12 protein-coding genes are annotated in these 13,310 nt (G+C 74.8%); 1 reads left to right on the forward strand and 11 read right to left on the reverse strand.

From position 1 onward, the window contains the following. Positions 1–14 precede the first annotated feature (14 nt). The 9 genes from ACFOY6_RS06575 to ACFOY6_RS06615 form a co-directional block, all read right to left on the reverse strand. Complete coding sequence (locus ACFOY6_RS06575; RefSeq protein WP_379649674.1) at positions 15–752, reverse strand: SDR family NAD(P)-dependent oxidoreductase; 738 nt, start codon at positions 750–752, stop codon at positions 15–17. Between the two features lie 82 nt (positions 753–834). Further along, positions 835–1,158, reverse strand: a complete 324-nt coding sequence (locus tag ACFOY6_RS06580) for a DUF2218 domain-containing protein (protein WP_109518164.1) — start codon at positions 1,156–1,158, stop codon at positions 835–837. 111 nt (positions 1,159–1,269) lie between these two features. Continuing rightward, complete coding sequence (locus ACFOY6_RS06585) at positions 1,270–2,412, reverse strand: ABC transporter substrate-binding protein (RefSeq protein WP_379649677.1); 1,143 nt, start codon at positions 2,410–2,412, stop codon at positions 1,270–1,272. Then, positions 2,409–3,257, reverse strand: coding sequence for an alpha/beta hydrolase (locus ACFOY6_RS06590; protein WP_379649679.1), 849 nt, complete (start codon positions 3,255–3,257; stop codon positions 2,409–2,411). Before ACFOY6_RS06590 ends, ACFOY6_RS06585 begins: the two co-directional genes overlap by 4 nt. Continuing rightward, the gene (locus tag ACFOY6_RS06595) at positions 3,254–3,967 is read right to left on the reverse strand and encodes an ABC transporter ATP-binding protein (protein WP_379649681.1); all 714 of its coding nucleotides are present in this window, start codon (positions 3,965–3,967) and stop codon (positions 3,254–3,256) included. The genes ACFOY6_RS06590 and ACFOY6_RS06595 overlap by 4 nt, the downstream gene beginning before the upstream one ends. Positions 3,968–3,978: 11 nt before the next feature. Beyond that, the gene (locus tag ACFOY6_RS06600; RefSeq protein WP_379636836.1) at positions 3,979–4,728 is read right to left on the reverse strand and encodes an ABC transporter ATP-binding protein; all 750 of its coding nucleotides are present in this window, start codon (positions 4,726–4,728) and stop codon (positions 3,979–3,981) included. After that, a complete protein-coding gene (locus ACFOY6_RS06605; RefSeq protein ID WP_379636838.1) occupies positions 4,725–5,660 on the reverse strand; it encodes a branched-chain amino acid ABC transporter permease in 936 nt (311 codons plus the stop codon). The genes ACFOY6_RS06600 and ACFOY6_RS06605 overlap by 4 nt, the downstream gene beginning before the upstream one ends. Continuing rightward, a complete protein-coding gene (locus ACFOY6_RS06610) occupies positions 5,657–6,526 on the reverse strand; it encodes a branched-chain amino acid ABC transporter permease (protein ID WP_379649682.1) in 870 nt (289 codons plus the stop codon). Before ACFOY6_RS06610 ends, ACFOY6_RS06605 begins: the two co-directional genes overlap by 4 nt. A gap of 22 nt (positions 6,527–6,548) precedes the next feature. Then, positions 6,549–7,787: an ABC transporter substrate-binding protein gene (locus ACFOY6_RS06615; RefSeq protein WP_379649684.1), complete on the reverse strand. Its 1,239-nt coding sequence runs from the start codon at positions 7,785–7,787 to the stop codon at positions 6,549–6,551. 180 nt (positions 7,788–7,967) lie between these two features. Here ACFOY6_RS06615 and ACFOY6_RS06620 point away from each other — a divergent pair, with 180 nt between their 5' ends. Next, positions 7,968–9,068, forward strand: coding sequence for a YncE family protein (locus ACFOY6_RS06620; protein WP_379649686.1), 1,101 nt, complete (start codon positions 7,968–7,970; stop codon positions 9,066–9,068). An 80-nt stretch (positions 9,069–9,148) separates the two neighbouring features. Here the strand turns inward: ACFOY6_RS06620 and ACFOY6_RS06625 are convergent, their stop codons facing one another. Beyond that, positions 9,149–13,051, reverse strand: a complete 3,903-nt coding sequence (locus tag ACFOY6_RS06625) for an amino acid adenylation domain-containing protein (protein ID WP_379649688.1) — start codon at positions 13,049–13,051, stop codon at positions 9,149–9,151. Continuing rightward, entirely contained in the window at positions 13,044–13,307 is a 264-nt protein-coding gene (locus ACFOY6_RS06630) for a phosphopantetheine-binding protein (protein WP_109518172.1), read from the reverse strand. The genes ACFOY6_RS06625 and ACFOY6_RS06630 overlap by 8 nt, the downstream gene beginning before the upstream one ends. Between the last annotated feature and the right edge of the window lie 3 nt (positions 13,308–13,310).

Consider the following 13,310-nt stretch of genomic DNA (forward strand, 5'->3'; position numbering starts at 1 on the left):
GGTGGCGGTGCGGCCTAGGTCTGGGTGCCGCCATTGACCTGCAGCATCTGCCCGTTGATGAAGGCTCCCGCCTCCGAGGCGAGGGTACGGGCGAGGGCCGCCACCTCGGCCGGGGTGCCGAGCCGGCCCGCCGGGATGCGCGCCAGCACCGCCGGCGGCCCCTTCGCCGTGTCCTCCCCGTCCTTGGCGGTGGGGCCGGGCGAGATGGCGTTCACCGTGATCCCGTGCCGGCCGAACTCCTTGGCCAGCGCCTTGGTCAGCCCCCACACCCCGTGCTTGGCGACGGAGACGGCGGCGTGCCCGTCATAGCCCTGGATGGCGTTCATGCCGGTGAAGCTGATGATGCGGCCCCAGCCGCGCGCCAGCATGCCGGGCAGGCATTCCCGCGCCAGCCAGCGCGCCGCCTCCATGTCGACGGAGAGGACCTGGCGCCAGGTCGCCTCCGTGGTGTCGAGGAAGGGGACGGCGGGGCGGATCGCCGCGTTGTTCACCAGCACATCGACCGGCCCGAGGCCGGCGGTGGCCTCCGCCACGATCCGCGCGCAATCCTCCGCGCGGCCGACATCGCCCATGACCACCAGCGCGGCCACGCCCAGCGTCCGCGCCTCCTGCGCCACGGCCTCGCAGGCCGCGCGGTCCGACGAGCCGTTGATGACGACGTCGAAGCCGTCCTGCGCCAGGCCCAGCGCCACGGCACGGCCGATGTTGCGGCCTGAGCCGGTGATGAGCGCGACCTTGCGTGTCTGGGCCATGGAACCGTTTCTCCCTCCGCGATGATGCGGCGGCGCGCAGTCTATGGGCCCCGCCCCGCCAGGGCCAGCCGCGGAAGGCCGGTCAGGCGGCATCCTGCCAGGCGAAGGCGAGCGGCGCCTCGCGGAAGGCGAAGCGGTCCAGATGCCGCTCCACGACGCCTTTCAGGCCCGCAAGCTGGCCCTCGGCGCTGGCGGCCAGGTGGCATTCCAGCCCGTCGGCGCGGGCGTGCAGCCGCAGCGTGGCGGCATCGGGCCAGTCCGCCCCCCGCGCATCGCGCGGGAACACGATCTTGCCCTCGTCGGCGGTGAACTCCACCGCGAGGTTGTGGCTCCAGTGCTTGCAGAGCTGCTGCAGGTAGCGGCTCGCATGGGCGGTGGGCACGGTGGCCCGGCTCTCGAAGCGCATCGGCTTTCTCCCAAGGATGGAGAGGGCTGCGGCCGCCCGGCGCCGTGGCGGCGCCGGGCTGGCAGGGATGGGGGGCTGGATGCCCCGGTCGTTCCCCGGCCATGCGGGGCGTCAGGGCGAACCTGGCGCCGCGCCGCGCAGGTCGGTCCAGTAGGTGCCCTGCATGGGTATGGCGAGGAACTCCGCGTTCAGCGCGGCCACCGTCGCCGCCGGGTCGAGATCGGCGCAGCGGGCGGGGTGGAACCAGCGGGCCAGCGCCTCCAGCATGACGATGTGGGCGGGCGTGTCGTTGAAGCCGTGCCAGATGGCATGCGCCCGGCCCGCCTGCACGGCGGGCAGGACGTCCAGCCTCTCGCGCTGCAGAACGGCGGCCAGTTCCCGCCGCGCCGGCGCCGCCTCCACCCCCGTGCCGAGCGGGATGCCGCCACGGCCGCCATACGGCCCGCCGGTCGCGATATACACCGCCGGGTCCTGGCTCAGGATGTATTCGAGGGAGAGCTGGCCGACATTCCCCGGCAGCGTGTCGGCGCCGATATTGTGCCCGCCGGCAAAGCGCACGATGGAATCGAACGCCCCCCGCCCCGGCGAGGCGCAGCAGGCCGTGCCCCCGGCATGGGCATGGACGAAGACGCGCGGCCTGTCCTCCCCAAGGCCGGCGAGGCGGGCCGAGATGCGCTCCATGCGCGCCATGTAGAAGCGGTCGAACGCCGCGGCGCGCTCCTCCAGCCCCAGCACCTGGCCCAGTATGGCCATGCTGCGCCGCGTGTCGCGCATCGGGTTGCTGAAGAAGTCGATGACGATGGCCGGGATGCCGGCGGCGGCGAGCCGGTCCAGCACGCTGTCCGACTCCGCGCGCAGCGCGCCGCCGCTGACGATCACCGCATCCGGCTGCGCGGCCAGGATGGCCTCGAGCGAGAGGCTGGCATTCTGGCCCGCCCGCGCGACGACGGGGATGGCATCGGCGCGCGGGAAGCGGGCGCGCAGCACCGCGTAGTCCGGCGGGTTCATGGTGCGCAGGTCGTCGCCCCAGCCGACGAGGAGGGAGACCGGGTCGGGGTGGAGCAGCCCCACCGCCAGCACGTGCCGCGCCTGCGCCAGCACCAGCCGCCGCGCCGGGCGGGGCAGGGTGACGGTGCGGCCGCGCAGATCCGTCACGCGGATGGGCGACTGGGCGCGCGCCCGGGTGGGCAACAGGGCGGGCGCGGCCAGCAGGGGCAGGGCCAAGGCATTGCCGAGAAGGGTGCGGCGGTTCATGCGGGGTCTCCTGCCCGGGGGAGGGCGAAGCGGGGGGCGCGGATCAGGGCGTGCAGCCGGGCGGAGCCATGGTCCTCGCCCGGGAACTCGGCGAATTCCACGGCCAGCCCGGCGCCGCGCAGCAGCGCGGCCAGCTCGCGGGCATTGCCGATCATGCGGCGGGCGGCGCGGATGGCGCCGCGCGGGCCTTCGTCGCTTTCCTCCTGCCCGCCCACCGTCACCAGCAGGCGGGTGCCGGCCGCCGCGGCGGGCGGCCGCGCGGCGAAGCGCCGGGCGGCGTCCAGCATCGCCCCCTCGCCCCACCACAGGGAGGGGCTGGCGATGACGAGGCTGCGGAACAGGCCGGGGCGCGCCAGCAGGGCGCGCAGCGCGAACAGCCCGCCCAGCGAATGGCCGAACAGCGAGAGCTGCCCCATGTCCACCGGGTGGCGGCGGGCCAGGGCGGGCAGCAGCGCCGCCTCGATGAAGCCGAGGAACGCCGCCGCGCCGGAGGTGGCGGGGTCGGTGCCCGGCAGCGCCGGCGTGTAGTCGCGCTGGCGGGCGGCAGGCTCGTAGGCCGCGCCCCCGGGGTGGCCGAGGCCCAGGATCAGCGCCGGGGCTGGCCGGCCCGGCGTGTTGCGCCAGGTGAGGGCGCGGTAGGAATCCACCGCCGTGCCGAAGCCGGCATTGGCGTCCAGCACCAGCAGCACGGGGTAGCCGGCGGGTGGCGGCGGCGCCTCCGGCCAGGCGAGATAGGCACGGTGCCGCCGTGCCGGATCGGTCCCCGCCGGCATGTCCCACCAGGCGGTGCGCGGCAGCGTGACGGGCGCGTCCTCGGCCTCCGGGAGCGGCAAGGGCTGGCTCATAGGCCGAGATGCTCCTGGACGAAGGGGCGGTCGGCGAGCAGGGCGCCGGACGGGCCGTCGAAGATGATGCCGCGCCCGGCCAGCACCACGGCGCGCGGGCAGAGCCGCAGGGCGAGGGGGAGGTTCTGCTCGGCCAGCAGCACCGTCAGCCCCTCCGCCCGCAGCCGCCCGACATGGTGCAGGATGATCTCCTCGGCCATCAGCGGCGCCAGGCCCTCGCTCGGCTCGTCCAGCACCAGCAGCCTGGGCTGGGTGAGCAGGGCGCGGCCGATGGCGAGCATCTGCCGCTCGCCGCCGCTGAGGGCGCTGCTGGAGGTGGCGCGGCGTTCCGCCAGGCGCGGGAACAGGGCGAGGACGCGCTCCAGCGTCCAGGCGCCGCGCGCGCCGCGCAGCGTGGCGAGGCGGAGGTTCTCGGCGACGGTCAAATTGGGGAACAGGCCGCGCCCCTGCGGCACCAGCGCCAGGCCGAGCCGGGCGATGCGGTGGGTGGGCCAGCCCGTCACGTCCTGCCCCATCACCCGCACCGTGCCGCCGAGGCGGGGGCCGAGGTTGAACAGCGCCTGGGCCAGGGTGCTCTTGCCGGCGCCGTTGCGGCCGAGCAGGGCCACCGCCTCGCCGGCGCGCAGTTCCAGGGAGAGGCCGCGCAGCACCTCCACCGCGCCGTGATGCGCGGACAGGCCGGAGAGGGCGAGCAGCGGGGGGCCGGGCATCGCGCCGTGCATCAATCCGCGAGGCTCCCGAGATAGGCGGCGCGCACCGCCGCATCCGCCCGCACCGCCTGTGGCGTGCCGGTGCGGAGCAGCCGGCCGAGATGCATGACCGCGATGCGGTCGCAATGGCCGAAGACGATGTCGATGTCATGCGCGATGAGCACGAGGGCGGTGCGGGAATCATGCCGCCGGACGATGCGCAGCAGCCGCTCCGCCTCGGCCTGGGAAAGCCCGGCGGTGGGCTCGTCGAGCAGCAGCAGGCGCGGCTCCAGGGCGAGCGCCATCAGCAGGTCGGCGATGCGCTGCTCGCCGTAGGAGAGGTCGGCCATGCGCTCGCCGCCGCCGCGCGGCAGGCCGCTCTCGGCCAGCAGGCGCTCCGCCTTTGCCTCCGCCTCCGCGTGGCAGGCCCGCGCGCCCAGCCAGCGCAGCCCATGCCCGGCGCGCTGCCGTGCCGCCATGGCGAGGTTCTCGCGCAGGCTGAGCGCGGGGAAGACCATCGCCTTCTGGAAGGTGCGGACCAGCCCGAGCGCGGCGCGCTTCTCCGGCGGCAGGCGGTTGACCGGCGCGCCGGCGAAGCGCACCGCGCCGCTGTCCGGCCGCAGGAAGCCGGTGACGACGTTGAACAGCGTCGTCTTGCCGGCGCCGTTGGGGCCGATCAGCCCGAGTGTCTCGCCCTCCTCCACCGCCAGGCTGATGTCGGACAGGGCGCGGAAGGCGCCGAAGCTCTTGCCGATGCCGGCGATCTCGAGCAGCGGGCTCATCCCCGCCTCCACCGCGCCGCGGCACCCGCGAGGCCGTGCGGCAGCAGCAGCACGATCAGCACGAAGATCACCCCGACGAAGAGCTGCCAGCGGTCGGTGTAGGCGCTGACATAGGTCTGCAGCGCCAGATAGACGGCGCTGCCCAGGAAGGCGCCCCAGAGCGAGCCGACGCCGCCGATCACCAGCATGATGATCATCGTGGCCGAGAGCGACCAGTGCACGCTCTGCGGCCCGACATAGAGGTTGAGGAACGGGTAGAGCGACCCCGCCGCGCCGGCGATGCCGCCCGCCGCCAGCATGGCGCGCAGGCGGATGCGCGCGGTGCTGTAGCCGAGCGCGCTCATCCGCAGCGGCTGCTCGCGCGCCCCCACCAGCGCGCGGCCGATCGGGGCGGCCACGAAGGAGCGGGCCAGTCCGTAGGCGGCCAAAGCGAGGCCGCCGGCCAGCAGGAACAGGGCGCGCGGGCCGTCCAGCCGCCAGGGGCCGAGGGAGAGCGGCGGCAGGCCGCGCAGCCCGTCCGCGCCGCCCGTCACCGCGCGCCAGTGGAAGGCCACCTCCCAGGCGATCTGGCCAAGCAGCAGGGTGAGGATCAGCAGGAAGAGGTGGCTGCTGCGCATGATCGCGACCCCCATCAGCGCGGCCAGGAGCAGCGCCGCGCCGGTGCCGGCGCCGAGCACCAGGAGGAGGTTGCCGCCGAGATGCAGCGCCGCGACCGCCGCCGCGTAGGCCGCCGTGCCGAACAGCGCCGCGTGGCCGAGCGAGACCAGCCCGCCGAAGCCCACCAGCAGGTCCAGGCTCATCACCGCCGTGCCGAGCAGCAGGATCTCGGCGAGGAAGCGGAGATGGAACGGGCCGGCCAGGGCGGCGGGCAGCGCCAGCGCCAGCAGGGCGGCCGCCATCGGCGCCGCCCGGGAGAGGAGCGCGCGCCTCATACCTGGCGCAGCGGCGGCGCGACGAGGCCGTGCGGGCGCAGCAGCAGGAAGCCGGCCATGGCGGAGAAGGCCACCACATTGGCGAATTCCGGGAACCACACCTTGCTGAAGGTGAGCGCGAAGCCCACCACCAGCGCGCCGGCCACCGTGCCGCCGAAGCTGCCGAGCCCGCCCACCACCACGGTGATGAGGGCGAGGATCAGCACCTCCTCGTCGAGCCCGGGATAGGCCGCCAGCATGCCCGCCCCCAGCGCGCCGCTCAGCCCGCCCAAGCCGGCCGAGAGCACCAGCACGGCGGCGAAGAGGCGGCGCGTGTCGATGCCCAGCGTCTCGACGATGCCGCGGTCGGTGACCGCCGCGCGCAGCGCCGCGCCCCACAGGGTGCGGTCCAGCAGCAGCCAGAGCAGCAGGCCGAGCACCGCACCCGCGCCGATCAGGAACAGGCGGTAGAGGGGGAAGGGCATGTCGAACAGGAAGACGACGCCGCGCAGCGCCGCCGGCAATTCGGGCGTCAGGATCTGCGCGCCGAAGCCCCAGCGCATGAGGTCGGCCAGGATGACGGAGATGCCATAGGTCAGCAGCACCTGCATCAGGTGCGGCCGGGCGTAGAAGCGGCGGAACGGGAATCGCTCCAGCAGCGCGCCGGCCAGGGCGGCGGCCAGGAAGGCGGCGGGGAAGGCCAGCCACCAGGGCGCCCCCGAGGCGAGCCAGAGCACCGCCACGTAGCTGCCCAGCAGGTAGAAGGCGCCATGCGCGAGGTTGACGAAGTTCATCAGGCTCAGCACGACCGAGAGGCCCAGCCCCGTCAGCAGCAGCAGGGCCGAGAAGGACAGGGCGTTCAGGACCTGGACGACGGCGTAGCCCATCGGGGCGCTTCCTCCGCGGGCCTCAGGCGTCCGGGCCCGGGTCGCGCAGCTGCGGGTAGGTGTGGACGACGGTGTTGACCATCCGCCCATCCTCGCCCCGCCGCGCTTCGTTGACATGGATGTCGAGGATCGCCTGGCCGTTGCGCGGGTCGAAGGGCATGGTGCCGAAGGCGGTCTCGACCGGCGCGCCGAACAGCGCGGCCCGCGCCGCTTCCCAGTCCGCGAGGGTGCCGCCCGTGCGCTCCAGCAGCGCCCGGATCACTTGGCCGCAGACATAGCCGGTGGTGCTGAACTCGCCGGGCAGGGGCTTGCCCGTCGCCATGTAGGCTTGGTTGAAGGCGGCGCTGGCCGGCGCGGTGGGCGACTGGTGGAAGGTGCTGAAGGCGCCGAGCGCGGCATCCCCCACGGCGGGCAGCACGTCCTCCTGGTCGAAGAAGGCACCGGGGCCGATCAGCGGCACCCGGCCGGCGAGGCGGTATTCCTGCCACTGGCGCAGGAAGCGCACGGCATCGCTGCCGGCGAAGAAGCCATACACCGCCTCCGGCCGCTCGGCGGCGATGGTGGTCAGCAGCGGGCCGAAATCGGCGCTGCCGAGCGGCGTCCAGAGCGGCCGGCCGAGGCGGCCGCCGAGCTGCCGGTAGGTCTCCACGAAGTCGCCGACATATTCGCGCCCGGCGGCGTAGTCGGAGGCGACGGTCAGCACCCGCGCGCCGCCCAGCTTCTCCTGTGCCCAGCGCGCGGCGGTGCTGCCCAGCATCCAGTTCGTCTTGGTCGGGCGCACGATGTAGGGGCTGGCGGCCTTGCGGGCGAGGTCGTTGGCCGAGCCGAGCAGGAAGGTCGGCGTGCGCGCCTCCGTCACCACGTCGCGCAGCGCCAGCGCCACGCCGGAGCTGATGACGCCGCAGAGCAGGTCCACCCGGTCCTGGCCGATGAGCTTGCGGGCGCGGCGGGCGCCTTCCTCCGGCCGGGCCTGGTCGTCCTCCACCAGGAACTCCACCGGGCGCCCGGCGAGGCTGTTGCCGGACTGCGCCAGGAGAAGCTGCATCCCGGCGCGCATGCTCTCGCCGAGCGCGGTGAAGGGGCCGGAGAGGGAGGTGATCATGCCGATCCGCAGCGGCCGCGCCTGGGCCAGGGCGGGCGCGGCGAGCGGCAGGCCCGCGAGCGCGGCAGCCAGCCCCCCCAGCACCTGGCGGCGGCCGGCGGCGGGGCGGGGCGCCGGGGTGGCAGGATGAAGTGCGTCCCGCGGATGCAGCATGCCCATGGTGGCCGGTCGTCTCCGGATGAAAATGCGAACTGTTCTCAACTTCTTCTCGCAGAGCCGTGCCCCTTTTACAAGGCCCGCCGGCGATGCGCCCTTCGCCGCGGCGATTGTCGCCTCTCCGGGTTGGTGTTAATGATAACCATTCGCAATTTGGCGCGATAGCCTCAGGAAAGGCCTGCAATGCCTCCCACCCATGCCAGCGCTCTCTCCGCCCCGCCGGTGCTCCGGCGCCGCCACGCGCTCGCCTTGCTCGGCGCGGCCGCCTTCGCCCTGCGCGCCGCGCCGGCACGCGCCGCCGCCACGGTGGAGAAGACCGTGAAGCTGGCGCCCGGCCTGTACGAGCTGGCCGTCAGCACCACCACCGACCTTGTGCACGTGGCGAGCACCGGCCCGCGCGGCGCCGACAGCGCCCGCATCCTCGGCCTCGACCTGCGCACGCTGGAGGTGCGCTCCACCATCGAGCTGGGCGCCGACACGGTGTTCGGCCTCGGCGTGAACGACACCACGGGCACGCTGTTCGGCACCGGCACGCGCAGCGGCCGGCTGGTCGCCATCGACCTGCGCAGCGGCCAGGTGAAGGCGCGGATCGGCGAGGGCGAGGGCGCGCATCTGCGCCACGTGGTGGTGGACGAGGCGCGCAACCGCGCCTTCGTCTCCGTCTTCGGCTACCGCGACAAGCCGAGCGCCATCTGGGTGGTGGACACGGCGGCCAACACCCTCGCCCACGTCATCACCGAGGGGCTGGAGGGCGGCATCTCCGGCCTGGCCTACGACCCGGCGGGGGACCGCCTCTTCGCCGGCGCGCTGGGGCCGAACGAGGTGGTGGAGGTGAGCCTGGCCCGCCGCGCCGGGGTGCGCCGCTTCGCCTCGGGCGGGGAGGGGCTGATCAACGTGGAATACCACGCCGCCAGCGGCCGCCTGTTCTGCGCCAACCAGAAGAGCGGGCAGCTCACCGTGCTGGACGCCGCCTCGGGGACGCTGGTGAAGGCGGTGGAGACGGGCGCGGGCGCGCTCGGCATCACCCTCTCGCCCGATGGCGCGCTGGCCTATGTGGCCAATCGCGGCGCCGGCACGGTGAGCCTGGTGGAGACGGGCAGCCTGACCGTAAGGGCTAGCCTGGAGACCGGCACGCACCCGAACACCGTGGCGGTGGACCCTCGTTCGGGCCTCGCCTATGTCAGCAACAAGGCGAAGGCCGGGCCGCGCCCGGCGCCGGGACAGGCGCCCGTCCCGCCGCCCGAGGACCCGCGCGGCGACACGGTCAGCCTGATCCGCGCCTGAGAGGTTCTTGAGAGGGGCTCTGCCCCTCTCAAACTCTCCCCGCCAAAGGCCTGAGGCCTTTGGAAACCCATTTGTCCGTTCTACGGGCCGAGGCGGCGGCGCAGCACGGGCGCGATCTGCGCCACGGCCGCGGCGCCGATCATCTCGCCATGCAGGGCCGGCACCTCCAGCACCTCCACCGATGCGGCGTGCGGCGCCCACATCGCGGGGGAGAGGGCGCGGCCGGCATGGTCGCGCGCCGCGCGGAAATGCAGCAGCGTGCCGTCGAACCGGCTATGGCGGTGGCCGCGGACGAGGCGGTTGTTGCCCTCCATCACCCGCATCACGCCATCCAGCACCGCCTCGGGCAGGCGGCCGAGCGGCGTGCCGCCCTGGCGCAGGAAGGCCAGCACTGGCTCGCGCCGCATCGGCAGCTCCGGATGCCGCGCCGGGTCGTGCCCGGCGATGGCCAGCAGGGCGCGGAACAGGGCGCCGGGCTCCGGCTCCGGCTCGGCGCGCCAGGCCTCGGCGGGGTAGGAATCGAGCAGCGCCAGCGTGCCGACGGCATGGCCCAGCGCCCGCAGCCGCACCGCCATCGCCTGCGCGATGATGCCGCCGACCGACCAGCCCGCCAGATGCACCGGCCCGCCCGCATGGGCGGCGAGCAGCCGCGCCACGTAATCCTCCGCCAGCGCCTCCAGGCTGGCGGGCGGCGGGCTGGCGCTGTCCAGCGCCGGGGCCTGCAGGCCCAGCACCGGGATCTCCGGCCCCAGCGCGCGGGCGAGGCGGCCATAGCACCAGGCGATGCCGCCCGCCGGATGCACCACGTAGAGCGGCGGCCTCTCCGCCTCGCCGCGCCCGAGGCGGATCAGCGGGCGCAGCCCGTCATCGCCGGGCGGCAGGGCATCGGCCTCCAGCAGCACGGCGAAGCGGGCGACCGTCGGGTGCTCGAACAGCGCGCCGAGGCCCGGGTCGCGGCCGAATTCCTCCTGCACCCGCAGCATCAGCTCCACCGCGAGCAGCGAATTGCCGCCGGCGGCGAAGAAATCCTCCTCCGCGCCGATCTCCGGCAGGCCCAGCGCCGCGGCGAAGAGGGTGGCGAGGCGTCGCTCCGTCTCGCCCTCCGGCGGGCGGCCCGGCGCGGCGGGCAGCTCGGGGGCGGGGAGGGCGGCGCGGTCCAGCTTGCCGCTGCTGTTCACCGGCAGGGCGGGCAGCGGCACCAGGGCGGCGGGCAGCATGTAGTCCGGCAGCCGGGCCGCCAGGTGCGCGCGCAGCGCCGCCGGGTCGTAGCCTTCGCCCGGCACGAGATAGGCGACGAGGCGCTTGTCCCCCGCCCGGTCCTCCCGCGCGATGACGCGGACCTGCGCCACCATCGGCGAGGTGCCGAGCGCCGCCTCGATCTCGCCCAGCTCGATGCGGAAGCCGCGCAGCTTCACCTGCCCGTCCGAGCGGCCGAGATAGAGGATGGCGCCATCATCCCGGAAACGGGCGAGGTCGCCCGTGCGGTACATCCGCGCGCCGGGGTGGAAGGGGTCGGGGATGAAGGCGCGTTCGGTCAGGTCCGGCCGGCCGAGATACTCCCGCGCCAATTGCACGCCGCCGATGAACAGGTGGCCCGTGACGCCCGCCGGCAGTGGCCGCAGCGCCTCGTCCAGCACGTACATCCGCGTGTTCCAGACGGGGTGGCCGATCGGTAGAGGGTTGCTCGTGTCGCCCGCCGAGGCGTCCCAGTAGGTCACGTCCACCGCCGCCTCAGTGGGGCCGTAGAGATTGTGCAGCTCCGCGGTCAGCGTGGCGTGGAAGCGGTCGCGCAGCTCCGCCGTCAGCGCCTCGCCCGAGCAGAAGACGCGGTGCATCGCGAGGCCCCGCGCGGCGGGGTGGGCCAGGAAGGCCGCCAGCATCGAGGGCACGAAATGCGCGGCGGTGATGCCCTCGTCGCGAATCAGCGCGGCGATCGCCGCCGGGTCGCGCTGCGCGCCGGGGGGCGCCAGCACCAGCGTGCCGCCGCAGATCAGGGGGAGGAAGAACTCCCAGACCGAGACGTCGAAGGTGGCGGCGGTCTTCTGCAGCACGCGGTCGGCGGCGGTGAAGCCGTAGTGCTGCCGCATCCACTCCAGCCGGTTGACGATGGCGCGGTGCTCGATGAGCACGCCCTTCGGCTCGCCGGTGGAGCCGGAGGTGTAGAGGGCATAGGCCGTATCCCCCGGCGCCGGGCCGGGCGGAGCCTCGCCCGATGCCGGCCAGGCGGCGGGGGGCAGCATCTCCACCGCCCCCGGCAGCGGCGCGGCGGCCAGGGCGAGGCGCGGCCGTGCGGAGGCCAGGATGCGCCCCAGCCGCTCCGGCGGGTGCGCCGGGTCCAGCGGCAGGTAGGCGGCGCCGGCGCGCAGCGTGCCCAGCAGAGCCACCACCAATTCCGGAGAGCGCTCCAGCGCCACGGCGACGAGATCGCCCGCGCCGATGCCGCGCGCGGCCAGGGCGGCGGCCAGCGCCGCGCTGCGGCGGTCCAACTCGCGATAGCTGAGGGTGGTGCCCCCGGAGCGCAGCGCCGCGGCCTCCGGCGTGGCCGCCATGGCGCGGCCGATCAGCGCGGCCAGGGTGGTGTCCGGCACCGGATGCGCGGTGGCATTCACCGCCTCGGTGAAGCGCCGTGCCTCCTCGGGCGTGGCGGTGGGCACGGCGTCCAGGCGCCCGGCCTCCAGCGCGGCGGCGATGAAATGCGCGGCGCGGGTGGCGTGCGCGGCGGCCTCGGCGGCGGTGTAGAGGTCCGGGTTGGCCTCCACGTCCAGGCGCAGCGTGGCGGCGCCGGGGTCGGTGCGCAGGTCGAAGGTGATGTCGTCCACCGGGCCGGTGCCCAGCAGGCGCAACTCCGCCGTGCAGCCCGGGAAGACGGGGATGCCGTGGAAGGGCTGGATGTTGATGATGGCGCCATGCAGCCGCCGCCCGGCGCCGACGCGGCCGAGATCGCGCCGCAGCTGCTCGCCCCGGTAGCGGCCATGCCGGCGCAGCCGCGCGAGCTGGGCCAGGACCGGCTCCACCGCCTCGGCCAGCGGCGCCGCCTCGTCCAGCCGGATGCGCAGCGGCAGCACGTTCATCTGCGTGGAGGGGGCGCGGGCGGCCGCGCTGCCGAAGCGGTTCATGAAGGTGGCGCCGACCACCGTCTCCTCCTCCCCCGCGATGCGGCGGCAATAGGCGCCGAGCAGGGCGGTGAGCAGGTCGGGCCAAGCGGCCTCATGCGCGGCGGCGAGGCGGCGCAGCGCCGCGCCCGTGGCGGCATCGATCGCGGCCTCGGCGCGGTGGGCGGAACGGGCGGTGCGCGCCGCGCCGGGGGTGAAGCCCACCGCTTCCGGTGCCCCTGCCATGGCCTGCCGCCAGTGGGCGGCATCGGCGGCACGGCGAGGCGAGGCGCGGTAGGCGGCATTCGCCTCCACCGCGGCGGCGAAGGGAGCCAGCGGCGCGCCCGGATCGGTGCCGGCCACGCGCGCGGCGTAGAGCGCGGCGACGCGGTGCACCAGCAGCTCCGTGCCATAGCCATCCAGCACCAGGTGGTGGGCACGCTGGTACCAGAGGTGGTGCGTGGGCGAGAGGCAGTAGAGCCGCTCGGCCGCGAGGCCGCCGCGCGCCGGGTCCACGGGCGTGTCCATGTCGCGCCGCATCGCCGCGCGCGCGGCGGCGAGCGGCTCCGGCGCGGCGGAGAGGTCCACCACCTCCAGCCAGGGGCGCAGCGCCGGGTCGGGCTGCTGCACCACGCCGGCCGGCGTCTCGCGGATACGCAGGGCGAGGCACTCGGCCTCCGCCACCATGCCGTCCACCGCCGCGCGGAAGGCGGCGCGGTCCAGCGGGCCGTGGAATTCCAGGTACTGCCCGGTGTTGAAGACCGGGTTGCCGGGGTCGATCCGCTGCGCGAACCACAGCCCTTCCTGCGCCTCGGTCAGCGGCAGGGGGGGGCCGTCCACCGCCGGGGGAAAGGTCAGCGGCGGCTCGGCGCAGCGGAGATCCTCAGCCATGGGCGGGCCGCGCCATCGTCCGCTCGGCCACCGCCCACCAGGCCTCCACCGTGAGCTTCTCGGCCAGCGCGCCGAAGTCGAGCGACAGCCCGGCCTGTCCCCAGCGCGTCACCAGGTCGATGGCGCGGAGCGAGTCCAGGCCCAGGTCGGAGAGGTCCTCGTCATCGCCGAACTCATCGGGCGCCATGCGCAGGGCGCGGGCGATGTCGGCGCGCATCTGCGCCCGCGTCAGGGGCGGGGTGGCGGCTTCGGCCATGTC

Source organism: Teichococcus aestuarii, from assembly GCF_042651065.1.
In the GTDB taxonomy this organism is placed as follows: Bacteria; Pseudomonadota; Alphaproteobacteria; order Acetobacterales; family Acetobacteraceae; genus Pseudoroseomonas; species Pseudoroseomonas aestuarii.

Bases quoted from the DNA above. Each gene is read 5' to 3' on its own strand.
- ACFOY6_RS06585 (WP_379649677.1), bottom strand. From the start codon at position 2,412: ATGAACCGCCGCACCCTTCTCGGCAATGCCTTGGCCCTGCCCCTGCTG.
- ACFOY6_RS06630 (WP_109518172.1), bottom strand. From the start codon at position 13,307: ATGGCCGAAGCCGCCACCCCGCCCCTGACGCGGGCGCAGATGCGCGCC.
- ACFOY6_RS06620 (WP_379649686.1), top strand. From the start codon at position 7,968: ATGCCTCCCACCCATGCCAGCGCTCTCTCCGCCCCGCCGGTGCTCCGG.
- ACFOY6_RS06575 (WP_379649674.1), bottom strand. From the start codon at position 752: ATGGCCCAGACACGCAAGGTCGCGCTCATCACCGGCTCAGGCCGCAAC.
- ACFOY6_RS06590 (WP_379649679.1), bottom strand. From the start codon at position 3,257: ATGAGCCAGCCCTTGCCGCTCCCGGAGGCCGAGGACGCGCCCGTCACG.
- ACFOY6_RS06610 (WP_379649682.1), bottom strand. From the start codon at position 6,526: ATGGGCTACGCCGTCGTCCAGGTCCTGAACGCCCTGTCCTTCTCGGCC.
- ACFOY6_RS06595 (WP_379649681.1), bottom strand. From the start codon at position 3,967: ATGCCCGGCCCCCCGCTGCTCGCCCTCTCCGGCCTGTCCGCGCATCAC.
- ACFOY6_RS06600 (WP_379636836.1), bottom strand. From the start codon at position 4,728: ATGAGCCCGCTGCTCGAGATCGCCGGCATCGGCAAGAGCTTCGGCGCC.
- ACFOY6_RS06615 (WP_379649684.1), bottom strand. From the start codon at position 7,787: ATGGGCATGCTGCATCCGCGGGACGCACTTCATCCTGCCACCCCGGCG.
- ACFOY6_RS06625 (WP_379649688.1), bottom strand. From the start codon at position 13,051: ATGGCTGAGGATCTCCGCTGCGCCGAGCCGCCGCTGACCTTTCCCCCG.
- ACFOY6_RS06605 (WP_379636838.1), bottom strand. From the start codon at position 5,660: ATGAGGCGCGCGCTCCTCTCCCGGGCGGCGCCGATGGCGGCCGCCCTG.
- ACFOY6_RS06580 (WP_109518164.1), bottom strand. From the start codon at position 1,158: ATGCGCTTCGAGAGCCGGGCCACCGTGCCCACCGCCCATGCGAGCCGC.